The following is an 11482-nucleotide window of genomic DNA, read 5'->3' as shown; positions in this document are numbered from 1 at the left end:
AAATAAAAACTGCTCACGGTTTAAAATTTAAAGGTGATATCATTTATGAATATAAGGTTGTAATTAATAAGTTCACTAACTTTAGAGCAGCCTATACATTAAAAGATAATGATATCTTAGTAATCTTTATATCAGATACTACAATAAAAAGAGATTTTGTAAATTTACTATCCTCTTTAAATGATGTAAGTAAGTAAAATTAAACCCACTAGCACTTTGCTAATGGGTTTAATTTTATATTTTAAATTTTAAAAACCTTGCTTTCATACTCATTCCAGCTTTTATCTGAGCCTTTAATGAATTATGATTATAAGCCCAGCATCCTGAAATAGGTTCTTTTCCAACCATATATGCAAGTTCTTTAAGTCTTATAAGAATTTCAGTTCCATAGCCAAGTCCTCTATATTCAGAATTAACATACATTCCTATGTTAACTTGATTGTTAAATAATATTCCACTTACAAAATGACCTACTCCTATTACTTCTTTTCCATCTATGGCTAAATACACTTGTCCATTTTTTATTTCTTCCTCTAAAGAAGAGTAATATCCTTCAGTCACACTTTCAATATTTCTCAAATCTTCTATCATTGCAAGCTTTAATTCTAATCTTTCCAAATCTACAATCTTTCTCTTTGAATCTATAGAATAATAGGAATCTTTTTCTATATCCCTTGAATACTCAAGTGCAAGCCCCATAAACATTTCATCACTTGTAGTTACTGCTGCATACTGAACATTTTCAAGTCTTTTTACTTCCTCAAATATTTTGTACTGTAGATGCCTACATTCTAATTCTATAGCTAAAACCATAATCATATTACTTTCAAAAATACCACAAACCCCTGAAAACTTTCCATCTACTTGTATTTCATAGAAGTTTGATTTCATAACCCTCTCTTCCCAAAATACATCTATAAAAATAGAATTTTCATTATAATATTTTTTCAAATAACCTAAAATATTTTCCTTACTTCTTTTCAAAAATCTTATATTCATCATTCTCCCCCCACTCATAAAATCTACTAATTTCACTCTAACATACACCTATCTAAATTCAAATCTTTTTCCATTATTATCTTATGGGTAGCAAATCTTCTAAATGCTATAATTCTTTTTTTAAAAATCAAAAAAAGCGTCTATCTTCACAAAAGTAACGCTTTTCTCTAATTCTAATTCAATAATCCTAAAATAAATGTTCTAGGTTAAGCATAGTGTTTGCAGCACTACGCTTTTCTTATATTCTTATAATATCAAGTTTAATTTAAAAATAAATTAGATTTTCTTAACAAATTCTGATTTTAAGCTCATTGCTCCAAAACCATCTATTTTGCAATCAATATTGTGATCTCCATCAACTAATCTAATATTTTTAACCTTAGTTCCTTTTTTAAGTGCTGATGATGCACCCTTTACTTTAAGGTCTTTTATTATAGTTACTGAATCACCATCTTGAAGTATGTTTCCATTAGAGTCTTTTACTACTAAAGTATCTTCAGTCGCTTCTGTACTATCTGCACTCCATTCATGAGCACACTCTGGGCATACTAACATTAATCCATCTTCATAAGTATATTCTGAACCACACTTTGGGCATTTTGGTAAAGCTGACATATCTATTCCTCCTAGATTTTTCATATGTAATAGTATAATAGTCTTATTATACGTAGTTTTTTATCGATTTATATAATATCATAGTCTTTCTTTATTGGCAAATCTCTGTTATTTATTGTCAATTTAAACATAAAAGGAATTTTTTTACTTTATAAATCTTATTGTAAAACTTGTTCCTTCTGAAAGCTTACTTTTTACGCTAATAATCCCATCATGTTTTTCAATAATTGATTTTGATAAGGATAATCCAATACCTATACTTTTAGGCTTTGTATTAGAGTTTTTTTTATAAAATCTTGTAAATATTTTTCCTATATCCTCTTCTCTTATTCCTTCTCCATTATCCTTTATCTCTATTTCTAGAAAAGCTAAACTATCATATATAGATATATTAATCTCTCCATTTTCGCCTGTATGTTCAATTGCATTTTTTATTATATTACTCAATCCTTCTGCAAGCCATTTTCTATCATGATAAAGAATATGCTCTTTCTTATCATAATTTATATTTATAGTTTGATTTTTTTCCTCACTCTTTATTCTTAATGGTGCTATTGCTTCAAAAATTGTATCTATCATATTTATATTTTCTTTTTTATACTCAACTACATCACCTTCAAGTCTTGCATACTTTAAAAGTGTTACTATGAGCCAGTCCATTCTCTCTAATTGATTAGAACTTAATTCTATAAAATTATCTATATCATCTTTTGGCATATTCTCATAATCATTTAAAATATCATTATAAGTTAAAAGTGCAGTTAAAGGCGTTTTTAACTGATGGCTAATATCATTTATTATATTCTTTAAATTTAATCTTTCTTTTTTCAAATTATCTATATCACTTTTTATTCTATCTTCCATTAAACAAAAACTTTCATCTAAACTTTCAAATGGACCATCCTTTATTCTATAATTTTCTCTGCTTGAAAAATCACCTTCTACAATTTTACTTGCTCTTTTGATTAACTCATTTAATATTTTCAGATTTTTTCTTTCCTTTATATAAATACAAACTAGAAAAATAATAAAAAATATTCCCCAAACTCCTATAATACTTATATTTAAATCTTCCTTTGCCTTTTTCATAATAGGATTTAAATTAGTACTTAAGCCTTCTTTATAATAATATCTATCTAAAATTTTCTTTCCTTCCTCATATCCATTACTATCACCTTTTGTTATAATTCCTATTATTTTTTCTTCACTAAAACCTTTTTCCTTTGATAAAGTTCCTATTAATGCTATATTTTGTTTTATATACATATTGTTTATCTTACTTAAGGCAAGATTACTACTTAATATTAAAAAAACTCCAAATATTAAAAATAATATTGAAGCTAAAATTAAATTTTTCCCTCTTTCACTTATATCCATTTCCTATTCCCCCCATTTGTATCCTACACCCCTAACTGTCATTATATATCTAGGATTTTTCACATCATCTTCAAGTTTTTCCCTAAGCCTTTTTATGTACACATTTAATGTATTTCCATCAACAAAATTTCCATCAATATCCCAAAGCTTTTCTAAAAGAGTTCCTCTTTCAAGAACTTGTCCTTTATTATCTAAAAGTATTATCATTAACTTATACTCTGCCTTAGTTAATATAACTTCTCTCTCATTTTTTAAAACTGTATGAGATAATTTATTTATTTTTAAATTTCCTATAATTAATGCTGTATCTTTAAAAATTCCTTTTCTTCTTCCTACTGCATTTATTCTTGAAACTAATTCTCTAACTCTAATAGGTTTAGTTACATAATCATCTCCACCAAGATCCAGTCCTAACACAACATTGCATTCCTCGTCACAAGCAGTAACAAAAATAATACCAACATTATTCTTTTTCTCCTTTATATATGTGCAAAGCTCATAACCATCACCATCTGGTAAGCTTATATCTAAAAGTGCTATATCTATATATTCATCCTCAATTATTTTTTTGCTCTCCTCAACTGAAGAAGCTAGTAAAACTTCAAATCCTTCCTTCTTCAAGCTATATTCAACACCAATTGCAACTGGTCTATCATCTTCAACTAAAAGTATTCTCAAAAAAATCACCTCTCATAATAAATTTTAACATAATTATCCTTAAATCTAAATTTCTTATTTATAATATAGAAAAAAGCATTAATCAAAATGCTTTTTCTCATTAAACTTAATCTACTTTTCTCATTAAATCTATAGTATTTTTAGGTGTTAACTTTCTAACACTATTTAATATATTCAATATACAAATAACTACTATTCCTATACTTCCTATTACTAAAATCCAATAAGAAAAAGTAAATTTCATTATACTTTCTTTTAAATATTTTAAAATCATTATTGAAGCCACATTTCCTATTACTAATGAAAATATCATTTGTATAATACCTTCATAAATCAGTGTCTTTTTAAGCATTTTTCTATCCATCCCAAAAGAAAATAATGTTCCAAACTCTTTTCTCCTATCATTCATAGTTATATCTCTAATATTTACTATACTTAAAATCATAAGTCCCATTAAAATCCCTAAAATAACAAATATTATTTTTGCTATAGAATTTAAATATGCTATTTGTTCCTGTCTCATTTCAATTGTATTAAAATACAGTATTTCCTCATGTTGTTCAATATCTTTCTCTAAACTTTTTATATGCTCTTCCCTTAATTTTTTTGTTTTAAACTCTAAAGAATATCTAGCATCAAACGTAGATTTTATTTTAAGTTCTTTTGCCATTTCTTCTGATATAATTATTCCATTTTGCCTTCCCATATTCTGATCATAACTTCCATTTATAGTTTCCAAATAAACTGTCCCCATTACATTTAAATCTTTAGTTATAGTCTCTTCATCTTTAGGCACTATAAACTTTCCAATTTCACTATCACCTTCCCAAAAGTTTTTAAATCCATATATTTTCTCCCCTTGATTTATATGAATTTTTATTTCATCTCTATCTTTAGGAGGATAAATAGCTCCTTCATCACCATTTGTAAAAAATATAACTCCATCTCTTTTAAATTCTTCTAAGCTTATTTTCTTTCCATTTATATATGGCTTTAAGTTATTGAATCCTTTATCATTTAATGTAATTATACTTGGTCCAGCATTTACTGATGTAATAATATTTTTTTCTTCATCATAATATTTGCAAGCTTGGCTATCTCTTATTATTTCTTTATCTAATCCCTCAATTCTTAAAAGTACATAATCATAGATAGTTAATCTACTATAGTCAATATAATCCTCATATTTTTCAATAATCTTTTTAGCCTTTTCATCACTTCCTTCTTCATAAGCATAACTTGTCATGCTTAAATCTCTTCCCATTACTCCTAATTTTCCTTCTATTTTACTTAATTCAAACTTATAGTAACTTGCAAAAGTATTAAAGGTTATTAACATTACTGATATTGCTAGTACTATTCCTAAAGTTCCTTTTTTATCCTTCATTAAATTTTTATAACCTAACTCACATTCATATCCAAAAACTTTTCTTATAAACTTTGATTTTATTTTTTTGCTTTTTGAATTTTCAAAAGTTTTTATTCCTTCAATCGGTCTTACTTTACTTAACCATATCATTGGAATTAAACTAGCTAAAATAACAATTATAATTGCTACTATTATGACAACTATTATGTTTCTAAAATTAACAGTATAAGTTATATCTATTCCCCATTCATTTGAAACTCTTAGTACACTTTCTTTTAGACTTAAGAATATACACTCACCTAAAAGTACACCTGGAATTATGGAAAATAGCATCATCAAAAAGCTTTCTTTCAACATTAAAAACCTTATTTGCCCATTACTTGCACCTATACATTTTAATGTGGCATAAGTTTTTCTCTTTTCCTTCATTCCTACATTAATAGATATATAAATTAAAATTACCAGTCCTACTAAAACTACTCTTTCTAAAATTTTATTACCATTGTTAGGATAACTAATAGAATCTCCTACTCGCACCTCTTCCCCTAACGTTGTAATAAGAAGTTTATTTATAAAAAGATATTTTTCATCCTTCTCACCATTTACTTTTATCTCACTTACTCCTATAGATTTTGCAATCTCTTTTAATTTATCTGCCATATTCTTTTCTTCTTTAAGTTTAATATTTGCATTTACTTTATCTAATGATTTAACATCCTCTATCCCTGAGATTTTCCAATGATCCATAAAAGGATTTTCATCTAAAGTTTTCATAATTCCTACTACAGTTCTTTCTTTTTTCCCTAATACCTGTGTATCACCTATTTTTATATTCTTGTCACTTGGATTTACAATAACTACTTCTTTATTATTTTTAGGATACCTTCCTTGAAACTCCATAAATTCTTCTTGAATTATGTTTTTGATATATTCTTCATCCATATAATAAATTAACTCTGGAGTTTCACTCCATCCACCATCTTCATGGTCTGTTCTTATAATATTTTCTTCAATAAAACTATATCCTATATTCCCAACAAGACTATTTTGTTTAAGTTTTAATGCATCTTCTCCTTTAATATTCTTTAGTTTTCCATGAATATCTTCATAGAGAAATTTTATATTCTCCACCTTTGCTATTTTACTTAAATTATTAACTTCTCCAATAAAAATAAGCACACTTATAGAACATATAATAGCTAATAATGTGAATATACTTCTCTTCTTATGTTTTATAATCTCTCTTAAAACAATCCCATCATACCTTTTCATATCTTAAACCCTTTTCTTATCTAAAATAATTTTGCCATCTTCAATTTTTATTACTCTATCAACTTCATCAGTTATTGAAATATCATGAGTTATCATAATTAAAGTTTGATTATATTTTTTACATGAATATTTTAAAAGTGCTATTATATCCTTTGATGTTTTACTATCTAAATTTCCTGTTGGTTCATCTGCTAAAATTATATCTGGCTTATTAGATAATGCTCTTCCTATAGCCACTCTTTGCTTTTGTCCTCCTGATAATTGAGATGGAAGACTTTTTTCTTTTCCTTTAAGATGAAGCATTTCTATAAGTTCATTCTTATACTCTTTATCCATTTCTTTTTTATCTAAAAGCACAGGCATTTCTATATTTTCTTCAACTGTTAGTGAATCTAAAAGATTAAAATCTTGAAAAACAAACCCAATATTTCTTCTTCTTATTATCCCAAGCTCCTTATCTCTTAGTTTTGAATAATCAGTCCCATTTAGATAAACCTTTCCTTTAGTTGCAGTATCAACACCACCAATCATATGAAGTAATGTAGATTTTCCTGAACCTGACTCTCCTATTATTGCTATAGTTTCTCCTCTTTCAATATCTAAATTAATATTTTTAAGTGCCTCTACTTTTGTATCACCCTTTCCATAAATCTTTTCTAAGCCTTCTATCTTTATCATTTTCCCATTCTCCCTTTTTTCTCTCTCTCTTATACTCTTATATTAACTTCTGTAAATTACATCTCTATAATCTTAAAATTACATTTTTGTAATAAAAAAAGCTTAGCAAAAAGATTTTTTCTTTCTGCTAAGCTTTATATATTTTAATTTATCTTCACTACATATTTTTTAAATCTGCTGATGGTCCAAACATTTCATAGTTTATAGAGTCTTCTTTAACTCCCATTCCTATAAGTGTGTTATAGATGTGTTTCATAAATCCTAATGGTCCACAGAAATAGAATTCTGCATTTTTAGGTAATGTTTCTATCCATTCTTTTGACATGAATCCTTCAAAGTCATAATCTTCACCTTTTACATCACTTTCTAATGGTGTTTGATAGAATATTGCACTTTCTACATTTGAGTGATTTTCTTTGATTTTTTCTAATTCTGATTTAAATGTATGTGCTGTTGAATTTAATACTGCTTGTGCAAATACAACTTTTCTATCACTTTCAGATGATTTATATAACATTGACATCATTGGAGTAACTCCAATTCCACCACTTAAAAGAACTAATGGTCTATCATTATTTCCTTCTTTTAATATAAATTCTCCAAGTGGGCTTGTTGCTTCAATTACATCTCCAACATTTAAGTTTTCATGAATGTATTTTGATATTAAACCTTTTTCTTCTTTTTTAACGCTTATTCTGTAGAAGTCTGCACCTGGTTTCATTGAAAGACTATATTGTCTTACTTCATCTACATTTTCACCTGATTTAACTGGTTTAATTGAAATAAATTGCCCTGCTTTATGCTCTGCTAAAGGCTTTCCATCTACTCTTTTGAAATAGAATGAAGTAATTACATCATTTTCTTGTACTCTTTTTACTAATTCAAACTTTTTAAATTCAAATGGATCTTCATTGTTATTGTTGTTGTCTCCAAAATATCTATCTAAAAGACCTTTGAAAGCTCTTCCATGTCTAGCTTCATCTTTACACATTTCATGAACTGTATCATGGATTGCATCTAAGTTTAATTGTTTTGCTAAAGTAGCTAAATCTTTCTTACCTTGACATGCACCAAACTCAGCATCAACTCTTGCTTGTAAGTTAGCTTTTGTATCAGCTACTACAACTTCACCTAAAAGTTCAGCAAATTTAGCAGCGTGTTCTGCTTCTTCAAATGCTATTCTTTTATAAGCTTCTGCAACTTCTGGATGTCCTTCTCTATCAGCTTGTCTTGACATAGCTAAATACATTCCAACTTCAGTACATTCTCCCATGAAGTTAGCTCTTAATCCTTCAACAACTTTTTCATCAACACCTTGTGCTATTCCAACTCTATGCTCATCAGCCCAAGCCATATCTTCTTCCATTACTTTGAATTTATCAGGTCCTACACCACATATAGGACATTTTTCTGGTGCTGAATCCCCATCATAAATATATCCACAAACTGTACAAATAAATTTTTTCATATCTAACTCCTCCTAAAATCTTTTTCTATCTATCGTTACGTTATTATCTTCTTATCTATGACTAAATTATATACCTTTTATTTATTTTAATCAATAATTATTATTACTTAATATTGATAAAATTTTGTGAACATTCAGAAAAAAGCTAGAAATATAATTTATTTCTAGCTTCTTAAATCCATTTTTTCAGTGCCTCTCTCATAAAGTTTCTTATATTTATACCATAAACTTTTTCTATTTCATCACTTTTTAGTACATCTTCAGCATCCTTATTCAATACTATTTTTCCTTCTTCTATAAGAATTACTTTTTCACTAAACATACTTACTAAGTTTAAGTCATGTAAAACACCTATTACTATTTTATTTTTTTTCCTTGCCCATTTATTTATATAAGTTAAAATTTCAATTTGACATTTTAAATCAAGATGATTTGTAGGTTCATCTAAAAGTATTATTTCAGGCTCTTGTGTAAAAGCTCTTGCTAAATATACTCTTTGGAGTTGCCCTCCTGATAATTCTTTTATATTTCTATCTTTTATATCTAAAATTCCTACTTCTTTCAACGAATTTAATATTATTTCATTATCTTTTTCTGTATAGCTTGAAAACATATCTTTCATATATGGATATCTTCCAAGTGCAACCGCCTCATATACTGTATATTCAAAGAATATTTCTGCATTTTGACTCATTAATGCAATCTTCTTAGCTAAATCTTTTCTTTTAATATTTTTTCTATCTTCATTTTCTATATTTACTATACCTTCATACTCAATTATTCCTGCAATAGCTTTTAATATCGTGCTCTTTCCACATCCATTTGGACCTATTATAGAAATAGTTTCACCCTTTCTCACATTAAATGAAACATTATGAATTACATCATTTCCATCATATCCACAACTTAAATTTTTAATTTCAAGCATTTATCTTCTCCTCTTCTTTCCAAAATAAATATATGCAAAAAATGGAGCTCCTATTATAGCAGTTATTGCGCCTACTGGAAGCTCTGATGGTGATATAACTGTTCTTGCAATTAAATCAGTTACAACCATAAGGGTTCCACCAATTAAAATACTCATAGGTATTATTATTTTATGCTTTGAACCAAATACTCTTCTTGCAATATGAGGAACTATTAAATCTACAAATCCAATAACACCACTAAGTGCTACTGCACTTCCTGCAAGAATTGCAACTGCTACTAACAGTATCTTTTTAATCCTTGATGTTTCCACACCTACTGATAATGCATACTCTTCACCAAAGCTTAAAATATCCATTTCCTTCGTGTATCTTAAAACTATCCCTATTCCTATAACTGCAAAAGGAATTCCTGCAATAACATAGCTCCAACTTTTAAGTCCAAATGATCCCATTTGCCACATAGCAATTGACTTTAAATCCTCACTAAATATTGCTGTAAGTGTAGTTAATATAGCACTTGCAAAAAGTGATAAAACCATTCCTGAAAGTATTAATGTATTATTTGAAAATCCTCTATCTACTTTATTTGCAAACATTATTACTGTAAAAATTGTTATTACTCCACAAATAAATCCTATTAAAGGCATAGTGAAATTTCCTAAAAGAGGTATTGAAATTCCAATCATTATGTACAATCCAACTCCAAGAGATGCACCTGCTGAAACTCCTATAGTATATGGAGATGCTAAAGGATTTTTTAATATAGATTGTGTAACAGCACCGCTAACTGATAAAATAGCTCCAACTATAAATGCTAATATAACTCTTGGTAATCTTATCACCCAAATTATAGCCACGTCCTGTGCATTTATACTTTCTGGTAGCGGAATATTAAAAAGCTTATTCCCTACTATTCTAACTATATCCACTATATTAATATTGGAACTCCCTATGGAAGTTCCAACACATATAACTAATATAGCAATAGGAATACTAAGCCACATTAATTTATTTTTTTTAATTAATCTCTGCATACTCTTTAGGATATATAGCTTTAGCTATTTCCTTTAACGCCTTTATTGAATCTTGACTTGGACGTGATGATGCATTTTTATCTATTACAAAGACTTGTTTATCTTTAACTGCCTTTATTGTATTAAACCCTGGTCTATCCTCTATGCTCTTAACTGGATTAGGTAAATATGTTTCATTAGTTAAGATTACATCAGGATCTTTCTTTATTACTGATTCAGCTGATGGACTTATCCATTCCTTTTCATCAGCAAAAATATTTTTAGCTCCTACCATTTCTATCATTGAATTTAAGAAAGTATTATTCCCAAAACTAAATAAATTTGGCTCTGAACCTATTTCAAAATAAACAGTTTTTTTATTTTTTATAGTTTTTCCTATAGCTTCAATTTTAGCTACTTCACTTTTCATAGAATCCAACATTTCAGTCCCTTTTTCCTCAGTACCTGTAAGCTTTGCTAAAAAGTTTATATCTTCATAAATCCCATCAAAACCACCACTTGTTGGTACATAGACTACTGGAATTCCTGCATCCTTTATAAGCTTAAATGGGTCTTCATTACCTTCTTTATTATGTGTTGATGCTATAACTATATCAGGCTTTAATGCTATAATAGCCTCAACATCCGGATTTCTAAAGTCAATCTCTGGTATACCTTTCTTTATTCCTGGTACATCACTTGAGTATTTATCTATTCCTACAATTTTATCCCCTAAACCAAGCCCTACTAAAATCTCAGTATTTGATGGTGCAGTTGATATTATTCTTTCAATTTTTTTAGGTGCTATAAAGCTATTTCCAGCTCTATCTTTCATAGTCACCTCTTGTTTTCCACAACCTACTAAAGCCCCTATTACTATGGTAAGTGCTACAAAAACAACTAATAATTTTTTAAAGTTTTTCATTATTATTTCTCCCTTTTAGTTAATCAGGGTATCTTGATTAATACGCAAAAAAATACGCATTCCTTAAAGGTATGCGTTAAATACGTACATTTTATACATATTATCATTGTCCAACCCTCAGAAGACAACAATACTCACATAAAGGCAGGTATCCCGGCT

10 protein-coding genes and 2 pseudogenes are annotated in these 11482 nt (G+C 27.9%); 1 reads left to right on the top strand and 11 read right to left on the bottom strand.

Annotated features, from left to right (window positions below):
• A partial coding sequence (locus ACRDDY_RS07165) for a hypothetical protein (RefSeq protein WP_438564272.1) occupies positions 1-197 on the top strand: 197 nt, incomplete at its 5' end.
• Between the two features lie 37 nt (positions 198-234).
• Here ACRDDY_RS07165 and ACRDDY_RS07160 read toward each other — a convergent pair.
• The 11 genes and pseudogenes from ACRDDY_RS07160 to ACRDDY_RS07110 form a co-directional block, all read right to left on the bottom strand.
• On the bottom strand, positions 235-999 hold the full coding sequence (locus ACRDDY_RS07160) for a GNAT family N-acetyltransferase (protein ID WP_438564271.1): 765 nt from the start codon (positions 997-999) through the stop codon (positions 235-237).
• A gap of 276 nt (positions 1000-1275) precedes the next feature.
• Complete coding sequence (locus ACRDDY_RS07155) at positions 1276-1614, bottom strand: zinc ribbon domain-containing protein YjdM (RefSeq protein ID WP_438564270.1); 339 nt, start codon at positions 1612-1614, stop codon at positions 1276-1278.
• A gap of 144 nt (positions 1615-1758) precedes the next feature.
• Positions 1759-2991, bottom strand: coding sequence for a sensor histidine kinase (locus ACRDDY_RS07150; protein WP_438564269.1), 1233 nt, complete (start codon positions 2989-2991; stop codon positions 1759-1761).
• A 3-nt stretch (positions 2992-2994) separates the two neighbouring features.
• A complete protein-coding gene (locus tag ACRDDY_RS07145) occupies positions 2995-3675 on the bottom strand; it encodes a response regulator transcription factor (RefSeq protein WP_438564273.1) in 681 nt (226 codons plus the stop codon).
• Between the two features lie 100 nt (positions 3676-3775).
• On the bottom strand, positions 3776-6310 hold the full coding sequence (locus ACRDDY_RS07140) for an ABC transporter permease (RefSeq protein WP_438564268.1): 2535 nt from the start codon (positions 6308-6310) through the stop codon (positions 3776-3778).
• Between the two features lie 3 nt (positions 6311-6313).
• Entirely contained in the window at positions 6314-6988 is a 675-nt protein-coding gene (locus ACRDDY_RS07135) for an ABC transporter ATP-binding protein (protein ID WP_438564267.1), read from the bottom strand.
• Between the two features lie 157 nt (positions 6989-7145).
• Positions 7146-7859: pseudogene (locus ACRDDY_RS07130) on the bottom strand (FAD-binding oxidoreductase); the annotation flags it as partial.
• A gap of 60 nt (positions 7860-7919) precedes the next feature.
• Positions 7920-8456 (bottom strand): annotated as a pseudogene (locus tag ACRDDY_RS07125) (rubredoxin-like domain-containing protein); the annotation flags it as partial.
• A 172-nt stretch (positions 8457-8628) separates the two neighbouring features.
• On the bottom strand, positions 8629-9384 hold the full coding sequence (locus ACRDDY_RS07120) for an ABC transporter ATP-binding protein (protein ID WP_438564266.1): 756 nt from the start codon (positions 9382-9384) through the stop codon (positions 8629-8631).
• Positions 9385-10419 (bottom strand): FecCD family ABC transporter permease, encoded by a 1035-nt coding sequence (locus ACRDDY_RS07115; protein ID WP_438564265.1) that lies wholly within the window; start codon positions 10417-10419, stop codon positions 9385-9387.
• Complete coding sequence (locus ACRDDY_RS07110; protein WP_438564264.1) at positions 10403-11323, bottom strand: ABC transporter substrate-binding protein; 921 nt, start codon at positions 11321-11323, stop codon at positions 10403-10405. Before ACRDDY_RS07110 ends, ACRDDY_RS07115 begins: the two co-directional genes overlap by 17 nt.
• Between the last annotated feature and the right edge of the window lie 159 nt (positions 11324-11482).

The organism is Clostridium sp., assembly GCF_051656525.1.
Lineage (GTDB): Bacteria > Bacillota > Clostridia > Clostridiales > Clostridiaceae > Clostridium.
This window is presented reverse-complemented; position numbering and strand designations above follow the sequence as displayed.

What these genes read in the sequence shown, in the direction of transcription:
- ACRDDY_RS07135 (WP_438564267.1), bottom strand. Translation starts at nt 6,988, where the DNA reads ATGATAAAGATAGAAGGCTTAGAAAAGATTTATGGAAAGGGTGATACA.
- ACRDDY_RS07110 (WP_438564264.1), bottom strand. Translation starts at nt 11,323, where the DNA reads ATGAAAAACTTTAAAAAATTATTAGTTGTTTTTGTAGCACTTACCATA.
- ACRDDY_RS07115 (WP_438564265.1), bottom strand. Translation starts at nt 10,419, where the DNA reads ATGCAGAGATTAATTAAAAAAAATAAATTAATGTGGCTTAGTATTCCT.
- ACRDDY_RS07120 (WP_438564266.1), bottom strand. Translation starts at nt 9,384, where the DNA reads ATGCTTGAAATTAAAAATTTAAGTTGTGGATATGATGGAAATGATGTA.
- ACRDDY_RS07160 (WP_438564271.1), bottom strand. Translation starts at nt 999, where the DNA reads ATGAATATAAGATTTTTGAAAAGAAGTAAGGAAAATATTTTAGGTTAT.
- ACRDDY_RS07150 (WP_438564269.1), bottom strand. Translation starts at nt 2,991, where the DNA reads ATGGATATAAGTGAAAGAGGGAAAAATTTAATTTTAGCTTCAATATTA.
- ACRDDY_RS07140 (WP_438564268.1), bottom strand. Translation starts at nt 6,310, where the DNA reads ATGAAAAGGTATGATGGGATTGTTTTAAGAGAGATTATAAAACATAAG.
- ACRDDY_RS07155 (WP_438564270.1), bottom strand. Translation starts at nt 1,614, where the DNA reads ATGTCAGCTTTACCAAAATGCCCAAAGTGTGGTTCAGAATATACTTAT.